We start from the raw sequence: 17437 nt of genomic DNA, 5'->3' as shown, positions 1-17437 counted from the left end.
TGATGAACATAAAGAAAGGGAAGACCAAGTCTGTTGGTGTCAGCCCCAGCCACTCTGCATGCTCCAAAGGCGTATAGACGGGTTGACCGCCCGGATTGTTTACGAGAATCATTCCTGCTATGGTGATTCCTCTTAAGATGTCCACCGCTTCAATACGGCTTGTTTTCTTTGTAGTCATTTGTTTATTTATATAGGTAGTATTTCTTCGAAAGTGCCTTGAAAGGCATGATGTCTTTGTCCCAATAGCCCACTACATCCTGCCAGTTATGCCGCTGTAAGAAGCGCGTGCGGATGACTTTTGAGCCACAAACTTTATCAAACATGGTCGTACGTTGTCCCGATTCACCTAAGATATCGTGTGAAGGATAGCGCTGATTCAACACTTGCAAGGCATAGAACTGAACGTCGCAGAGTCTTGCTTTGGCATAATCGGTGAAATAGATCTGAACTCCTTGTAAGGCTTGTCCTTTCTGTTTACCATAGAAAGGAACATAGTGGATGGGACGAAACAATAGTCCTGGCAGCTGCAGTGCATTCATATCGTCTGCAAATTTGTCTGCATCTATCCACGAAGCACCCAATAGTTGGAACGGAAGTGTATAGCCTACGCCGATGTTTAGACTGTCTAATTCACCCACTATGCCTGTCATGGCATAGAAAGGTGCAGCTTCTGCCTGTGGAATATGCGGAGAAGCGGGAACCCATTTCAACTTTGTTGCACTGTAATCCATTTTTCGTTTCCACCCCTTCATCTTCACTACTTCGAGCATACAGGGTTTGCCTAACATGTGTTCACCATTCAGTAACATTGCCAACTCGCCCACGGTGAGCCCATAAACATAAGGAATCTTAAAGGCACTCACAAACGATTTGCAATCCTCTTCTGTCAGATTGCCTTCTATTTTCAAGCCTCCCAAAGGATTAGGGCGGTCTAAAACAACCACTTTAATGTTATGTTTAGCAGCGGCTTTCATGATGTTTCCCAACGTGCTTATATAGGTAAACGACCGACATCCGATGTCTTGAATGTCATAGACTAAGATGTCTATATCTTTCAACATCTCATCGGTTGGTTCACGTTGTGTGCCATAAAGTGAGTAGATGGGTAGGCCTGTACGTTTGTCTTTGGTGTTACCAACCTTGTCTCCAGCATGCGCGTTGCCACGCACTCCATGCTCAGGACCGAATAATGCCACCAATTTCACATTCTTTGCAGCATGTAAAACGTCAATCGTTGAGCGCAGTTCGTTGTCTACTCCTGTAGGGTTTGTGACCAAGCCCACACGCTTTCCTGCCAATATCTTAAAGTTTTGGTGTTTCAAAACCTCAATTCCTGTCAACACCTTAGCCTGTGCCACGCCCATGAATAGCCAGCATGAAAGCAACAATAAAACTATTTTCTTCATTTATTCAACCTCGTTTGTCTTTCTGCCATATTGAGCATCGACCTGCTTTCTCACAATGATAGTTACTGCAATCGTAGCCAAGCAGCAGGCCATTACTAACCAGAAGAAGCCTTCATAGCCTAATCGCTCCTGTAAATATCCTGCAAACATGCCCGGAATCATCATGCTCAAGGCCATGAAAGTCGTACAGATGGCATAGTGAGCTGTCGTGAATTCACCTTCTGAAAAGTACATCATATAAAGCATATATGCTGTAAAACCAAAGCCATATCCAAACTGTTCGATGGCTACACACGTGCTGATGACGACAACATTCTCGGGGCGTGTCATGCTCATATAAAGGAAGGTTACACACGGAAGTGTAATGAATATCGCCATCGGCCATAATGATTTCTTTAGTCCCCAGCGTGAAGAAGCAAAGCCTCCGATAATTCCTCCTAATGTCAGGAAGCATGCGCCAATCGTTCCATAGATGATTCCTACCTCAGTAGTGGCTAAGTTTAGGCCGCCTTTTTCAATCGGATCTAATAAGAAAGGATTGACCATTTTGAGTAGAAAAGCCTCTGGAAGTCGATAGAGTAACATGAAAACGATGGCTAATAGCACACCGGGTTTGCTGAAAAATGTAACAAAGGTTCGTACAAAGTCTGTCCATATCTCTTGTGCTGCATGTTTATCTGGGTTATTGTTGAGATGTCTTTGATCGGTTTTAGGCCTTGGAACAATGAAGATATGATAAAGACTAATTAGTGCAAACAATACCGATGTGATGGTCATGGTAAGCGTCCAAGAGAGTGGAATGTTTTGCGTTGTGCGCTCAATATAGCCGGCTATATACACCAAAATACCTTGACCAAAGATTGATGACAGGCGATAGAACGTGCTTCGGATGCCAACAAAGAAACTCTGTTGTTGCTGATTGAGCGCCAACATGTAGAATCCATCTGCAGCAATGTCATGTGTTGCCGAGGCAAAGGCTGTGATAACAAACAGGATTAAGGTGAAGGTGAATAGTGAAATTGGGGTAGAACCCGCTGCTATTGTAGCTTTGTCAGGGTGTGGAATGCTCAAGGTGGTGAGCACAAAGACGGCTGTCATGAGCAACTGCATACATAGAATCCACCATCGTTTGGTTTTCAAGATATCAACAAACGGGCTCCATAATGGTTTGATTGTCCACGGCAGATAGAGTAAACTCGTGAAAAGTGCCATCTCACCATTGGGTACTCCCATCTTCGTAAACATCGTTACAGAGATACTATTGACGATAAAATAGGGTATACCTTCAGCAAAATATAATGTCGGAACCCACAACCAAGGGGATGCATGATTAGTTTTCATGTGATGCAGTGTATTGAATGCTTAACAAAGTTTAGATAGAGGGAGTGCTGTTTAGGCTACTCCCTCCGTGGTTTATGAATGGATTAATCTTTTTGTTCTTTATTCTTTTTCAGACGGGCCAATAGTTCCCAGGTGCGGATGCGGTCTTTATAGGTGTTGTTTCTGTTTTCTTTCTCAACGCTTAATGCGGCATCTGAGTTGTCATCCCAACGTCTACAATAGTACAAAACGTCATAGATTCGGCCTATCTGATAGTTGCGAGAGATGGCTAAACCCAAGGCATAGTCTTCACCATAGTTAACATTTGGTAGTTTCACTTCGCGCAAAATAGGAGTAAAGAAGGCACGAGGCGCACCTAAACCATTGATGCGGAGTGCATTGTTTCGACCATTTTCTGGTGTCCATTCGCGATGATCAATCTTGCCAGGAGGCAGCATTTGGCGGTTGATATCAGTCAACATATACGTGCCTATTACCATTGCACATTGTTGTTCATAAAAGGCATCGACGAATTTCTGTAGGGTGTGTTCATCAGAATAAACGTCGTCGCTATCCAACTGCACTATAAAACGGCCGCATTGTGGATGGTTTGCTGCCATATTCCAGCTGCCACCAACACCTATATCGCGGCGGTTAGGGATGAGATGAACTACGCGTTCGTCGTCTTTATACTCTTCAATAGCTTCTGTTGTGCCATCAGTTGAGTGATAATCAGGCCCATTTTCCACAATAAAGACATTATATTTGAAGTTGGTCTTTTGGCTTAACGCGCTTTCAATAGCATCGCGAATCGTTCGTATTCTGTTGCGTACAGGTATCATGATTGAAGCCTCAACAGGGAACGATTCAGCCTTTAAGTCAACCTGCTTAAACTCTGGTTTCAAGTATGCTCCGATAGCTTTCAGGTGATTGGTTGCCACTGCTTCCATCTCAATTTGTGAGACACGATTGCGCGGATCAACATAATCGAAGAGCTTTTCTCCAGTCTTGCGGTTGTCAAGTTCCACCTCGCTGTAAAGATATTCGTTGATATGTTCAAAGCGACCATTTACAGAAAGTTTCAGACGGAGGTCGTAGAAACCAGCTGCTTGATAAGACTCGGTCATCTGTTTAGCAGCCGCTTTCAAGGCATCAGTACGGAAAAGCAACACTGAACCGAAATCAAAGTCATCGCGCAAGCTACCTTGTTGATAGTCGATGACAGGTGCTTCGCTGCGCAATCCCTCTGCCGAGATGTTGTAATGGTCGGCATAAGTCATGACCGCATCCGTATAGTCAGCAATCCGAACCATGCGTTCCAAGGCATAAAGTCCCATTTCCATATATTGCTCTTTCATATAAACAAGCGTATAGGGAGCCTCTGCTGCCATGGCAATCTTACGCATGGTATCACTGCTTTTCAGTGTGTCAATCTTCAGTACGCCGTCAACGCCTGTTATGTTTTCATCGTTTGTCTGTAAAATGATGATGCGGTTTACAAGTTCATCATTTTGCAATCCAGCCAGCGTTTTATTCAAAGCTTCTGCTGAAGCCATTGGAATAAAACAGTCTACTACATGTTTTTTGTTCTGCATGTCGTTTTCTTTTATTTATGGTTTGATAGTTCTAAAATATCTCTGAAACAGCCTTCTTGCCATCTCCTCAACCCCTTTTGTTTATAAGGACTTTGGCAGGCTGTCGCGGTTTGTGCCATTTTACAGCATGAAATGACGCTGTTGACCTTGCAAAATGAACCATACGAGTGCATGATTTGTATTGGTTTGCAATGCTGTTACAGCCATTATCATTTCAAATGCGACTACAATGGTAGCAAAAAGATTTCAAAAACGTGAAGGTTGAAGCAAATAATTTAGTATCATTTGCATCAATTTTGTTCGTTCTTTACTTTCGATGATAGTTTCAAATGGCACCGCCAATACCACTGTTCGCCAATGGTCTGTCTGATTACCACCAAAGACTATGCCCGCACTCTTATTGTTTTCAGGGTAGCGGAAAGCTGTATAAGCGCATGAATCTGCTGGTTCTATCGCATCGGGTGACTCCACTGCATAGCATCTTGTGTTAGGTTTTGCAGCGTAATCCAATGTCAGAACATCATTTGTTAATGGTGAAACAATGGTGGAAAGTCTACCTGTTACGGCTGCTTTATCATTGCGTAGTTGGTATTTTAAGATATGTTTTGCAAAGTCAATATCTTGCTGTTGCGGCGTTGATAGAGGGTTTCTCCATAGGTCAGTGCCAAGATATGCTCCCGAAACAAATAGGCTTCCGCCTGCTTTACAATAGTCGGTGATAGCTTGTTGCAAGGCAGGAGAGAACGTTTTGAAACTGAGTTCGCGTTGAGGTTGCAGGCGTCCGAGCTTCGATTGTTTATTCTTTCCCATAATGAGGTCAATGGCAGCATAGCGCTTTGTGTCGAACATCGCTTTGGCGATAGCGGCATTTTTAGACGCTGAAACAAAGCTTTGGCCCGCTTTCAACATGGCTTCACCATGCAGATATGGGTAGTCAAATGTGTTTCCGGCAATGGAAATACGCTCATAGTCGGCCTGACTGTCTCCAAATCCAGAGTCATCATCGTCTGTCCAAGGCATAGAACGGCGAAATTCTTTCTGCTTTCCCACATAGGAAATTTGCCCATTATAGGGCACACCATTATCCTCTTCTGCTAAGAAACCGGCCCATTCGTCGTCACTACTACAGAAGTCATCCGGGCCACTTAGGCGGTCAAAACCATTTACTATCAATAGGGGTTTGCCTGTGGTTTGACTTGAAAAACCAGCACTTAGGATTTCAGAGGGGAAGCTGATGCCGCCTGCATTGAGTGCGCAAACCTTGAAACTGACAATGCTATCATAAGGAATTGTTGTTTCAAATCTGTTTTTCGTAACGATAGTTCCATTGTCAAAGCCCCCTTCTCCCATGCGTTTATAGACAATATATTGGGTGGCTTTGGCTGTCGGTTCTAACGAATCAGGCGTTGCCTCCCATTCCAGCTGTATGCGATTGGCCTTGATTGGGATGATAGAGAAATTGCGAACGGGAAGAGGTTGAACGACATAGCGATAGCCATAAGCGTCACTTAGATACTTCAAAATGCCTTTATATATGGCTCGGCTGACTGCAAATTGGAAGCGAGGATCATGCCCATAGCGCATGTCGGCAAAGTTTTCATGTGACAATAACTCAAGCAACATGGCTGGAACACGTGGTGTCCATGCTTCGAAATAACGTTGATCCCACATGCCACGCCTGCTCCATTTCGGTTCGAAAAGGCTGCGAATGTCGTGTACAATCGAAGATTGCACAAGGTCACAAAGGCCTCTATTGGCCACACGACTACTGCCGTCAGCAAATCGTCCGTGATAGGCTTGGGTATCATAAATGCCTAATGTGCCGATAATGGAGTCTCCATAAACGGTTCCTGCATCGCTATGGAAGGCGAAAGATAAGTCAATTGGGATGTTTAAGCCTTTGCCTTCGGGCCATGCTTTCGTGCCCCCGGCGAGATAGTTCACCCATTGTCCGCGTGATTTATAATCGTCACTATAGTCATCTAAGCCATGAGATGGCGAGTAAATGCTGTCGGGAATACCTGCCCATTGCATGGAATAGCGTGCTGCTTCCAAATATCTTGGATAACCGCTGGTAACATAAGGGTAGGTCAAAGCAGGCTGATAGGCATTGCGAGGCTTATAGCCTATCTTGCGATCTATCTTTCCATCATAGGCAATACTGTCACCGTTGGTGGTTCGAGCGATGTTTCCCATGCCACCACCTAAGCGTAATGCATCGGCTGTTACTATCGTGTTGGGGTGTTTAGAGTAGTTTGTCAGCGTCACTTTGGCCGTGGAGCCTGCATTGAAATGAAAGGTGCCGAGGTATATCCAGGTGCCACCTCCCATCTGTTGATTGATAGAAAGTGTTGTTGTTCCACCGCTATGAGCGACAGTATAATGTGCATCTGTGGCACTATTGGGTAAAGAAGCGTAGGCCACATACACGGCATAGTCGCGCGTTTCAGGTATGGTTGGCTGCCAACAGACTGTACTTACAGCCTTTTTGCGTTGCGTTGTGGAAACCATTCGATAAGTTCCTTCGCGAAATGGATTTTGAAAATCTCGATATTCTTTGTGCAGATAGGCGAAGCCTGCACTCAATCCATTTTGCCAAGGATGGTCGCCTGTGGTTTCTGTATAGTGATTTTGCGCCATTACACCATCATTGTCGACAATCACTTCAAAGGGATTGGTGTCGCGTTCGCGAGGAGTCAAGACGTAGGCGCCTGCGTTTTCGAGCATAGGAATGAGGTAGGGGAGCACATATTGCTGTGTATATTTGTCTTCAACGGTTTGCAACATACGGGCTCGTTGCCATTGCCAACGGTTACGACCTGCCTCAAAATACAGTCCATGGCTTTGCCACATAGCAATGTGTTTGCCTGAAAGTCCGTTGGAAATAGTATAGGGACGCGATAGATTTTCAACCAAAGGAGTATATGGGGCGTAGGTAAAGGCCTGAGACTTATTAGCCTTTGATTGAAAGAAGCGCGGGATAAGTTCTTCTATATTCTGGTCTCCTGCATATACAGCAAGCTGATAGGGCTGCATCGTTTGTGGGAGATTGCGTTTTAAGTCTTCGTAGATGGTCTTGCATCTGGATGCGGTAAAGGAAACATAAGCATAGTTAGGAGATGCATAGACAGCAAGTGTGTCGTGAGAAAGTCGTAGGGAATCAAGCTTCACACGGTGCATTGTGATGCCTGAAGTATAAGTGTTTAGTACCTTCTCTAATGCTACAGAGTCTACAGATAATGGCTGTTGAGCTTTTGAAATGCCGACGCCACACATCAGCATGAAGAGAAATTGAATCGTAAAGCGTTTGTTCATAATCAATAATTTCCTACCGCAGTCCTCATAGAGGACCGCGATAGGAGAGAAAAAAGGATTTGAATTTCATTTATTCCCAACCGGGATTCTGTTTCATACCCTCCTTTTCGTTCAGCTCTAATTCGTTAGAAGGAATTGGATACTGATAGTATTTGGAGTTGAAACTACGTGTCGATGATGTCGCTTTCAGATAGTCTCCGACAACCGATAAGCCTGTTTTATCTGTCAATTGATGGATGTTTGCACCATAATTGATAGTGGGGTGCAGGTTGCTATCAAGCTTATCTAATTGGTGCCAGCGTACTAAGTCCCAATAACGATAGTCCAAATCGCACATGAGTTCGCATCTTCTTGTACGTCGTAACTCCCAAATCAGGTTGCTGACTCCCATATTGTTGGCCGGGTCGGCAGTTGGATTGAGCGTCAATGGAGGCAGTTCAGCTCGTGTTTGCAGTAGATTGACGGTATTGTCAAGGTCAGCCTGCGTGATAGTTCCCATCTCTGCCTTGGCCTCTGCATCATTTAAGAGTACTGTTGCAAGCCAAAACAGCGGAATATCGGTGTAGTTTGTGTTCGCATTTGTACGATAATACAATTCCATTTGAGGGTTATCATACTTATAAACGGAATAACCTGTTGAAGAAGTCATCTCTGCTGGCAGTGGACCATTAGGCGAAGGCTCGTTCCGAATCCAGCCATGATTCTTGAAACAAATAATAGAATCAATGAGTAAACTTAATCGTTTATCTTTGTTGTTCAATAGATGTGCAATGGAATAATGGCCTTTGGCATTGCGTCGAGCCTCATCGTTCTTATTCAAAGTAGTAGTAGATAACGGCTTGCCATCTTTGAAAAGGAAGGCATCGACAGCATCTTTTGTAATACCACTTTGAGTGGTTGAGCTACAGGTAAAGTCGCAAAGACCATGTGATTTCACGTCTTTCTCGTAGTGATTGTAGAAGATGACCTCTTTATTTGTTGACAAATCTAACGAGTTATAGATAGTATAGATTTTCCCAGCTGTGTTCGGTGTCCAGCTGTTTAGTTGGAACTTACCCGATGTGCGCAGTTCTTCTGAGGCATCAACACATTCTTGGAGATAGCGGTTTGCACGCGTAAGGTCAGGTGCTTTGCCATTGTCGGCTTGGGTTCTATACTTGCAGAATGTTCCTTCATAAAGGCAAATATCGCTCTTCATGGCTAAAGCCATTTCCTTACTCCAAAGCGTTTTGTCTGCAGTGTTATTCGGAATGTTCTGTATAGCGTAGTTTAAGTCTTGGAGCACAGAGTCAATGACTACATCTCTATCAGTGCGTGGACCATATACTTCGTCACTATTGATATCCCCGATGACATGACTTTCCCATTGAATGTCACCATACATCTTTACCAATTGATAATAAATCCATGCACGATTGAGGCGTGCGATGGCTGCATAGCTTGTCTTTTTGGCTGTAGAGAGGGTAGAGGTTTCCAACCCATCTAACATGTAATTGATCTGACGTACCTTTGAAAAGTTTCCTGAGTAGCTGGCCGACTTATTAGGAACTGTTGTGAATGTCCAGTTGTCGAAAGACGGATTGGCCTGGTCGTCATTAAGACTTGTGAAATAGAAACTACGTGCTGTGCCGTAGAACTCATAGAAACCATTGCTATAACTGGATATTTGGTTGTCGTTACTCCAAAATCCTTTGTTATTAATAAATGTGTCTCGAGGATCTTTATCCAGCAAATTGTCACAGCCAACAAGCATGAATGAAGATGCCAAGAAAATATAAAGCCATTGAATTTTCATATTCTTCGATTTTAAATAAGCATTAAAGAGTTAGTTGCAGACCGATTGTCCATGTGCGTGTAATAGGCAATGTGCGGCCCCATCCACCAAAGTTTTCACCTTCACCTGTATTGATTTCGGGGTCTAATGGCAAGTTCCCATTGCCCTTATGCAATAAGAATAGGTTATTAGCACTCACGTAGAGGCGCAATGTTTGAATGGAAGCTTTCTGTGTGAGCTGTTTAGGAAGGGTGTAACCTAATGTCACATTCTTCAATCGGAGATATGACATGTTGATGAGATATTTGGATTGTGGATAATAGTTATGACAACCTCCAGCAGCTGAAAGCGCTGAAACGTTTCCTTTATCCTCATTTCCTGGCCATAAGCATGGATAGTCGTTGGACTCGCTAATGTTGATGATTCCGTTGTCAGGGTCATAAACATTATACTTCGTTTGGTTTGCATAGATTGCTAAGTCGGGATTTCTCATCATAGGGAAGTTAAAGGATGAGATATTCCATACAGAGCGTTTACCCACTCCTTGGAAGAATAAGTCGAGGTCAAAGCCTTTATATGTTCCACCAATGCGGAAGCTGTATTCGTAGCGTGGTAGGCAGTTGCCAATGACTTTCAAGTCACCATGATCTTCAAGAGTACCTTTTCCACCATTGATTTTGCCATCATTGTTGAGGTCTTTGAACTTAATATCGCCAGGACCATAAACGAAATTACCTGTTTGAATGCCTGTTTGGTCTGCTATTCCTGATTTATATTTCCAGCTACCATTAGGATTCTTGCCATCGAAATCGTTAGGAGTGAAATAACGATCGGTTTCAAATCCCCAGATGTCTCCCCATGTTTCGCCTGCATAAGCATATGAAACGTCATTGGTGTGGCCAATGATTTGGTTGCGGTTATTCCATTTCTTCACTTTTACTTTTGAGTCTCCTATGCTGAAGTTTGCATACAAACCAAACTCCTTAGTGAATTGTTTACGCCATGCAAGTGAAAGTTCCCATCCGCGTGAACGAAGCTCTCCTGCATTTGTATATGGTGCACCTGCGCCAACAGCTGACGGGATTGCTGTGCCTGGTGCTAACATATCTTTCGTTAAACGCTCATAAACTTCGATGGAAGCTGTAAACTGATCGTCTAAGAATCCAAGGTCTAAACCTAAGTTCTTTGTATGGATTCGTTCCCAGGTTAGCGTAGGACTAACCCATGTTGGCATGGTAAAGGCGTTGAGTTTTGTACCTCCAGCATTGAGCCAAGTATAGCCTGAACGTGCAACATTATAGGCAGTTAGGGTAGAGAGGAACATGTTATCACCGATAGCTTCGTTACCAATTTCGCCGTAAGAGAAGCGAAGTTTACCATTAGATACGATGGATTTAAGATTTTTCCAATAAGATTCTTCAGAGAAACGATAGCCTAAAGAGATGCTTGGGAAGAACGCCCAACGGTCTCCTTTGCGGAATCTGCTCGACCCATCATAGCGTCCATTGAGCTCAAGAAGATAGATATCGCGGAAAGAATAATTGATTCTACTGAAGAAACCCGCTGAAGAGCGGTCGCCAGTGCTGGCATCTATCTTTGCATCTTTCATGTCGCCATAAGCCAAGTTGAGTTCAGGATAGTCCTCATTGTATAGTTTGTTGCGCATGGCTTCAAAGCGATCGCTCTTGAAACTCTCTCCATTCACACCTGCCATGACATTAAGATGATGATCTTTTGCAAAGGTGTGTGCATAGTTTAGATAGGCGTTGGCAACCCAACGATTCATCTTTGTATTGGAACGTGTAGCATCTGATTTTGCTTGTGTAACGATATAGCCAGGCTTTGTGCCTACCCAGTTCATGCCATATACACTGCGATTAGAGGCCTTTTCATTGAAATCATCAATTTGATAAGTATAGTCTACGTTCAATGTGAGGTCTTTTGTGATATTAGCTTTTGCAAAAACATTCATCTTTAACATGTCGTGAACGTGTTCCAAGCGGTTACTTTGTTTCTGCATTGCTACCATTCGGTAATCATACTCTGTGCCATCAGCATCACGATAGATTCCAGAAGGAACAAAGTATGAGCCCCAGCGCCAAAGGTATTGATAGATATTGGTCCATGGATCGGCTGAAGTCATCTGTCGACGAGTAAAGTTGAAGCGCATGCCCATTGTTAACCAGTCGGTAACGTCTGTCTGAAGATTAAGGGTTGCATTATATCTGTTGCGCTTTCCTGGACTGAATTTCATGATGTCTTCTTTCTTATCATAGTTTAAAGCTGAGAAGAAGGAGGTGCGACCAGACGATCCTGTAAGGCTAAGACTATGGCTTTGAGAAGGTGCAGCATTATTATACCATATCTTTTGTAAGTCATAATCTGCGTAATATAGAGGTGCACCATTGATAAAAGCATAGTCACCCACGTTGTTCATATCTACAAATGGCTCCATCAGCGAATAGCCTTTCTTGCCATGATGCTGCTTTTGCCAGGCCTCAGCATAGGGGAGTAGTTTGTCAAAATACATGCCAAATAACTCTGGTGTGGCTTCACCAGCTCGCTGTTTAGCTATTAGTCCTGCTTTTAACTGCTCTGGAACACTTGGAAAATCGGGTAAAACTGTAGCCTGATCCCATGAGAATTGTCCATTATAGCGTACAGAAATCCTATCTCCTTTCTTTGCTTGCTTGGTATTAATGAGTATAACTCCGAAGGCAGCACGGGCTCCATAGATAGCAGATGAAGACGCATCTTTCAATACAGAGATAGAAGCGATGTCGTTACCATTAAGCATTGACAAATCGTCGGTAGGCACTCCATCGACTACAATTAAAGGAGATGAATTCTGTTTGTTAGAGAGTGTGCCCAAGCCTCGAATGGAAATAGAAGGTGAAGCGTCTAAACTTCCATTATTACTAAGTATAGTCAGTCCAGGAATTGCACCTTGTAGAGCCTTTGTTACATCTTGTTCACTACGGCTTCCTAATGTCTTTTCTATGTCAACATTAGCCACGGCACCAGTAAGATTAACTTTCTTCTGTTGTCCATAACCTACAACAACGACCTCATCTAATAGGGCATTGTCTGGTAATAGCTTTACAGTCATGTCATTCTTTGCACGTAGTTCGGTTGTCTTATAACCTAAAAAAGAGATTCGAAGTTTAGCCGAGTCGTCAACTTTCAACTGGAAACTACCTTTACTATCAGATATAGTTCCGCGTGTTGTCCCTATTTCGATGATGCTGGCACCTGCAATCGGATCGCCATTTTCATCGACAATAGTTCCTTTAATGATGTTGTTCGTTGGCTGTTCGGCTGCCATCGATGGAAGCTGTGCTGCGTAAGAACGGTTCATTCCCGCACAACACGATAGCCAAATCGCCCCAATAAGTACGATGTGTTGTTTCATAAGCGTTATGTTTAAATGTTATATTGTCTTTAATGTTATAATATATAAGGTGTACATTTATGGATAGTTGTACGATACCCTCATTGTTAATAGATTGATAAATGGTTATGTTTGGCAAATTTGATAAAAAAAATAGAGATATGCAAATTAATCCGTTATTTTTTATTCTAAAAGTAGTGATTATATCTTTCGAAGGAAAGAAAGTTGCTTTATTTTTCAAGTTTTGTCCCCTTTTCTTTCATTTTTTTTGCTAATTAATCTTAATGTTGTTTCTTTTCAGCATCTTTTCGTTTACTTTTGTAACCATAAACATTAGAAAAAGAAATGAATATGACTGGAATCATTGTATTGGTAGTTATTGTACTACTTGTTGTTTGGTGTATTTCTATCTATAACAACCTCGTTAAATTAAGGAATAATCGTGAGAACGCTTTTGCCAATATAGACGTTCAATTGAAGCAACGTCATGACTTAGTTCCGCAATTAGTGGGCGCTGTTAAGGGCTATGCAGATCATGAAAAAGATGTTTTCATGCGTGTTACTGAGGCTCGTTCTGCTGCAATGAGCGCCACGAATATCGATGATAAGATTCAAGCAGAGAATGCTTTGACGAGTGCTTTGTCTGGATTGAAGGTTTCTTTAGAGGCTTATCCAGAACTAAAGGCTAACCAAAACTTCTTGCAATTGCAGAATGAATTAGCTGATATAGAGAATAAATTGGCTGCCGTTCGTAGATTCTTTAATTCGACTACTCGTGAATTAAATAATGCAGTACAGACATTCCCCTCTAATATCTTTGCTGGAATGTTTGGTTTTAAGAAAGAACAAATGTTTGAAATTCCCACTGAACAGCGTGCAGAATTAGATAAAGCACCTGAAGTGAAGTTCTAAAGACAATGAAATATGTAGGAATGCAGACGCAGATCAGCCGCAACAACAGGCTAAGCTTGATGTTGTTGCTGATGTTTCCTGTAATCATCTCAGGGATGGTATGGGTATTCTTGGCCACTTTGAATTATTTGGAAAATGGATACACGAACCAATATGGGGAAAGTGTGCATTACCTTAATGTCGACAATGTAAACCAATCCTATCTAACAGTCATTCCATGGATTGCTTTGGGCGTTGTTGTATGGTTCATTATAGCGTATTTTTATAATGCATCTATCATACAACATGCCACGGGTGCACACGCTGTTACACGTATGGAGAATCCGCGATTATATAATATTGTGGAGAATCTTTGCATGACTTGTAATATGGATATGCCCAAGATTAATATTGTAGATGACCCACAACTCAATGCGTATGCAAGCGGAATAAATGCTCAAAGCTATACCGTTACGGTCACAGAAGGGCTGTTGAATAAACTAAACGACGACGAACTTGCTGCCGTTTTGGGCCATGAACTTACACATATCCGTAATCATGACACAAAACTCTTGATTACTTGTATTGTGTTTGTTGGGATTGTGTCTACTGTTATGTCTATTGCCGTTCGCTTACTATATAATACTTTGTTGTATGGAGGAGAGCGAAAGCGTGATGATGAAAAGGGAGGCAGTGGCTTAGGAATTATCATTGTTCTACTGATTGGAATTATATGCTGTGTCATTGCCTATGTGTTTACGTTGTTAACGCGCTTTGCAATTTCTCGAAAACGAGAGTACATGGCCGATGCAGGAGGTGCAGAACTATGTGGAAATCCACTTGCTTTGGCATCTGCTTTACGGAAAATATCTGCTGATCCAGGGTTAGATAATGTGAAACGACCTGATGTTGCGCAGTTGTTTATTGCTCAACCTGACGAAATGAAGCATGGTTTAATGAGCTTCATGGATTCTCTTTTCAGCACGCATCCTGATGTAAAGAAGCGTATAGCCTTACTTGAACAGTTCTAAAATATGAGATATTCTATCAATAAATCCTTTCTTTTTCTTGTCATGTGCTTTCTATCGTTGACGTGTAATGCCCAACAAAGCAACTTGTGGAACACTGAACATTATCGTGATCGCATGGCCGAATTTGCGAAAATGCGTAGTATCGATGCCTCAGATATCGTTATGTTGGGTAATAGCCTCACTGAATTTGGGGGCGATTGGAGCAAACGTTTGGGCATCAAACATGTGCGTAATCGGGGAATTATGGGTGATAATGTCGATGGAGTACTAAACCGTTTGGATGACATTCTTGCAAAAAAGCCAAAGGCAATCGTGCTAATGATTGGCATAAATGATCTCAGTCAGGACCAAACTGCAGAACAAGTGTTCGTAAAATACCAACGTCTCATTGATAAAATTTGGTCACATGCGGCCGACACCAAACTCTATGTGCAAAGTCTTTTGCCGTTTAATGAGTCATTTGGACGCTGGAAAACACTGCAAGGTAAGTCTGAAGAAGTCGTTACTTTGAATAAAAAGGTACGGAATTATTGTGAGAAAAATCACCTCACATACATTAATTTATACAATGATTTCGTTTATCACGGAACAAATCAGTTGCGCGATTCTCTCACACTTGATGGGCTTCATCTCAGTCCACTCGGTTATAAGCTTTGGTGTTTTCGCATTAAACGTGCTTTAAAAGGAATGTAAATACAGCGCAAATTGCCTGCTTTTACTTACTGAAAGCAGGCGATTGACAGCTCAAATCTTCTTTATTTTGATAAGATTAGCATCGTTTTTTGTTTGAGAAACAATTTGTTAATCAAGTCTTTCTATCTTTACATTTGAACGAATTAAGCCCAATGATATCGGAAGGTGCTTGCTTTCTTGTCATGTGGTCTTTGATATAGTCTTATCATTGCACTATTGATAAGAGTAATTCTAAAAAAGAAAAGCGTCTGAAATGTTTAGAAAAACTATTTCAGACGCCTTAAAGTTGCGGAGGCAAGAGCATATCATTTTTTTTGTCATGCTATAAATATTACCTCCGCATGACCGCATCAGAAGTGAAAGCTTAATTTTTGTGTCCCGTCTTTGTCCGAGTTTCTTAAAATTTAATCTTTACTTAATTTATTGATTGCTACCGACTTTAACGATACTTACAAGCGTTTCGTTCATCTGTTGTAAGTTCTTTATACGTTCGTCTTTTTCTTCAATCAGCATCTTCAAAGCCTTAATTTCTGACTTTAATTCAAGTGTTGCTTGTTCAACAACTATACTCTTTATATCATTATTTTTTCCTTGACTTTGAGGAGTGTTGTCTTGTTCTTTATTTTCTATTTCAAATAGGGATTGAATAGGTACCTGCAAGATATTGCATACCTTGCATATCTTTTCTGCGCCCATTTTTGTAGAAAAGAAACTTTTTAGGTCAACATGCGTGCCAGTTCCTCCGTAATATTCACGCATAAACTGTCTTTCTGACATACCTGAGAGTTTAATCGCCTCTCTGATAAGTTCTAAGCTGATCTGTTTGTACTTCATAACATTAATATTAGTTAAATATCCTCGAATACAAGGAAAAATATCCTCAAACTCTTGGAATTATGATTTAATTAATATAGATTTGCACACAAAATTAATATAAAGAATTTATAAATACAAGCAATTATGAGCAAAAAAGGCATCTTAAACCCTCAGGATTTCTACAGGGGGCTTAACAGAAAAGAAAAGGGAAAGTTTCTTCTGTATCTCTCACAGAGATTTAGCTATCCAAGTTCGACTATCTCAGCTAAGTTGCGCGAAAATCCTATATCGGAATTGCGCAAGGATGAGTATGAGAATATCGTGGCTACAATAGAGAGCGGGATATGGAAGGATTAGAATTCAGAACTGCAGCAGATGGTTGTGTTTATTACTCGCTTGCAAATTCACAAGAAAAACGTTTGACGAAGTTTTCTTGCGATATTGTAAACTATGTAATTGAACTTGTTAGGCTTCGCTTTCCTAAGACATTAAAGCGTCTGCAGAGTTTGTATGAGGACAGTGATCCGAGCGAGCGCAATTTCAACATTGCAGACCGCTTTATACGATGCAATTTCGGTGCTGACGATAGGTTGTCCTCTGATATTATAGATGATTGCCTTAACTTTGAGGAGGTAAAGTGTCCTCTTCGGGGTAAATTCTGTAAAGATGAGGGACTTATTTGTAAACCTAAGGGTTCAGTAGAGTTGTCACAGGTTGAGAGGAATGTCGCAAAACTATATGTCGAGGGGTACACTTTTAAGGAAATTGCAGCTATCTTGAAGAAAAACCCGAGCACTGTTAAGACCCAACTTTGGAATATCAAAAACAAATTGGGTGTAAAGAACTGCAGAGGAATTATTAAAGTCATAAGGAGTAAAAATTTGCAATAAATCGTTATGAAATTGAATATTCAGTTAGAGTGCAATTGTACAAAAGATAATATAACAAATATCTTCAAGATTTTAAATGAAGAAATGCTGCCGTTTTCTCTTACAATATCTAAGATGAAAGCTAATAGATGCACATGTGCTCTGAAATGCAAAGCTAAAAATATGAAGCACTTTATGAAAATTCTGTATGACAATTGCATCAAAGACACAGCTAAAGAAAGCGTGTGAGGGTTGTGAATATACAAGAAATTGTATAAACGGCCTATTCTGTACGAAACTAAAAATTTACGTTGAATATAAAGAGTTTAAAGTATG

12 protein-coding genes and 1 pseudogene are annotated in these 17437 nt (G+C 41.7%); 5 read left to right on the top strand and 8 right to left on the bottom strand.

The genetic code is table 11. From position 1 onward, the window contains the following. From HMPREF9420_RS14600 to HMPREF9420_RS04295, 7 genes and pseudogenes are all read right to left on the bottom strand, one after another. Positions 1-178: pseudogene (locus tag HMPREF9420_RS14600) on the bottom strand (DUF5009 domain-containing protein); the annotation flags it as partial. Positions 179-182: 4 nt separating this feature from the next. After that, complete coding sequence (locus HMPREF9420_RS04320; RefSeq protein WP_007134231.1) at positions 183-1406, bottom strand: exo-beta-N-acetylmuramidase NamZ family protein; 1224 nt, start codon at positions 1404-1406, stop codon at positions 183-185. After that, positions 1407-2747, bottom strand: coding sequence for an MFS transporter (locus tag HMPREF9420_RS04315; protein ID WP_007134230.1), 1341 nt, complete (start codon positions 2745-2747; stop codon positions 1407-1409). Positions 2748-2830: 83 nt separating this feature from the next. Beyond that, a complete protein-coding gene (locus HMPREF9420_RS04310; RefSeq protein WP_007134229.1) occupies positions 2831-4321 on the bottom strand; it encodes a glycosyltransferase family 2 protein in 1491 nt (496 codons plus the stop codon). Between the two features lie 246 nt (positions 4322-4567). Further along, complete coding sequence (locus tag HMPREF9420_RS04305) at positions 4568-7636, bottom strand: golvesin C-terminal-like domain-containing protein (protein ID WP_007134228.1); 3069 nt, start codon at positions 7634-7636, stop codon at positions 4568-4570. 70 nt (positions 7637-7706) lie between these two features. Further along, positions 7707-9431 carry a RagB/SusD family nutrient uptake outer membrane protein gene (locus HMPREF9420_RS04300; protein ID WP_007134227.1) on the bottom strand — a complete coding sequence of 575 codons (1725 nt, stop codon included), beginning with the start codon at positions 9429-9431 and terminating at the stop codon, positions 7707-7709. A 22-nt stretch (positions 9432-9453) separates the two neighbouring features. Further along, positions 9454-12822, bottom strand: a complete 3369-nt coding sequence (locus tag HMPREF9420_RS04295) for a SusC/RagA family TonB-linked outer membrane protein (protein ID WP_007134226.1) — start codon at positions 12820-12822, stop codon at positions 9454-9456. A 330-nt stretch (positions 12823-13152) separates the two neighbouring features. On the opposite strand from HMPREF9420_RS04295, the gene HMPREF9420_RS04290 reads away from it, so the two are divergent. The 3 genes from HMPREF9420_RS04290 to HMPREF9420_RS04280 are packed head-to-tail and all read left to right on the top strand — an operon-like array spanning position 13153 to position 15416. Then, positions 13153-13713 carry a LemA family protein gene (locus HMPREF9420_RS04290; RefSeq protein ID WP_044079086.1) on the top strand — a complete coding sequence of 187 codons (561 nt, stop codon included), beginning with the start codon at positions 13153-13155 and terminating at the stop codon, positions 13711-13713. A gap of 5 nt (positions 13714-13718) precedes the next feature. Continuing rightward, positions 13719-14723, top strand: a complete 1005-nt coding sequence (locus tag HMPREF9420_RS04285) for a M48 family metallopeptidase (protein WP_007134223.1) — start codon at positions 13719-13721, stop codon at positions 14721-14723. Between the two features lie 3 nt (positions 14724-14726). Beyond that, positions 14727-15416, top strand: a complete 690-nt coding sequence (locus HMPREF9420_RS04280; protein ID WP_044078760.1) for a GDSL-type esterase/lipase family protein — start codon at positions 14727-14729, stop codon at positions 15414-15416. A 420-nt stretch (positions 15417-15836) separates the two neighbouring features. On the opposite strand, the gene HMPREF9420_RS04275 is transcribed toward HMPREF9420_RS04280, so the two are convergent. Beyond that, the gene (locus tag HMPREF9420_RS04275) at positions 15837-16250 is read right to left on the bottom strand and encodes a hypothetical protein (RefSeq protein WP_007134221.1); all 414 of its coding nucleotides are present in this window, start codon (positions 16248-16250) and stop codon (positions 15837-15839) included. A 126-nt stretch (positions 16251-16376) separates the two neighbouring features. Here HMPREF9420_RS04275 and HMPREF9420_RS04270 point away from each other — a divergent pair, with 126 nt between their 5' ends. Together HMPREF9420_RS04270 and HMPREF9420_RS04265 are read left to right on the top strand one after the other, a co-directional pair. Further along, positions 16377-16589, top strand: a complete 213-nt coding sequence (locus HMPREF9420_RS04270) for a hypothetical protein (protein WP_004378666.1) — start codon at positions 16377-16379, stop codon at positions 16587-16589. Beyond that, entirely contained in the window at positions 16577-17122 is a 546-nt protein-coding gene (locus tag HMPREF9420_RS04265) for a helix-turn-helix domain-containing protein (protein ID WP_004378667.1), read from the top strand. Before HMPREF9420_RS04270 ends, HMPREF9420_RS04265 begins: the two co-directional genes overlap by 13 nt. Positions 17123-17437: the final 315 nt, after the last annotated feature.

Origin of the sequence: Segatella salivae DSM 15606 (assembly GCF_000185845.1) — a bacterium.
In the GTDB taxonomy this organism is placed as follows: domain Bacteria; phylum Bacteroidota; class Bacteroidia; order Bacteroidales; family Bacteroidaceae; genus Prevotella; species Prevotella salivae.
This window is presented reverse-complemented; position numbering and strand designations above follow the sequence as displayed.

Excerpts from the sequence above, each read along its gene's own strand:
- HMPREF9420_RS04320 (WP_007134231.1), bottom strand. The coding sequence starts at position 1,406 with ATGAAGAAAATAGTTTTATTGTTGCTTTCATGCTGGCTATTCATGGGC.
- HMPREF9420_RS04315 (WP_007134230.1), bottom strand. The coding sequence starts at position 2,747 with ATGAAAACTAATCATGCATCCCCTTGGTTGTGGGTTCCGACATTATAT.
- HMPREF9420_RS04310 (WP_007134229.1), bottom strand. The coding sequence starts at position 4,321 with ATGCAGAACAAAAAACATGTAGTAGACTGTTTTATTCCAATGGCTTCA.
- HMPREF9420_RS04305 (WP_007134228.1), bottom strand. The coding sequence starts at position 7,636 with ATGAACAAACGCTTTACGATTCAATTTCTCTTCATGCTGATGTGTGGC.
- HMPREF9420_RS04300 (WP_007134227.1), bottom strand. The coding sequence starts at position 9,431 with ATGAAAATTCAATGGCTTTATATTTTCTTGGCATCTTCATTCATGCTT.
- HMPREF9420_RS04295 (WP_007134226.1), bottom strand. The coding sequence starts at position 12,822 with ATGAAACAACACATCGTACTTATTGGGGCGATTTGGCTATCGTGTTGT.
- HMPREF9420_RS04290 (WP_044079086.1), top strand. The coding sequence starts at position 13,153 with ATGACTGGAATCATTGTATTGGTAGTTATTGTACTACTTGTTGTTTGG.
- HMPREF9420_RS04285 (WP_007134223.1), top strand. The coding sequence starts at position 13,719 with ATGAAATATGTAGGAATGCAGACGCAGATCAGCCGCAACAACAGGCTA.
- HMPREF9420_RS04280 (WP_044078760.1), top strand. The coding sequence starts at position 14,727 with ATGAGATATTCTATCAATAAATCCTTTCTTTTTCTTGTCATGTGCTTT.
- HMPREF9420_RS04275 (WP_007134221.1), bottom strand. The coding sequence starts at position 16,250 with ATGAAGTACAAACAGATCAGCTTAGAACTTATCAGAGAGGCGATTAAA.
- HMPREF9420_RS04270 (WP_004378666.1), top strand. The coding sequence starts at position 16,377 with ATGAGCAAAAAAGGCATCTTAAACCCTCAGGATTTCTACAGGGGGCTT.
- HMPREF9420_RS04265 (WP_004378667.1), top strand. The coding sequence starts at position 16,577 with ATGGAAGGATTAGAATTCAGAACTGCAGCAGATGGTTGTGTTTATTAC.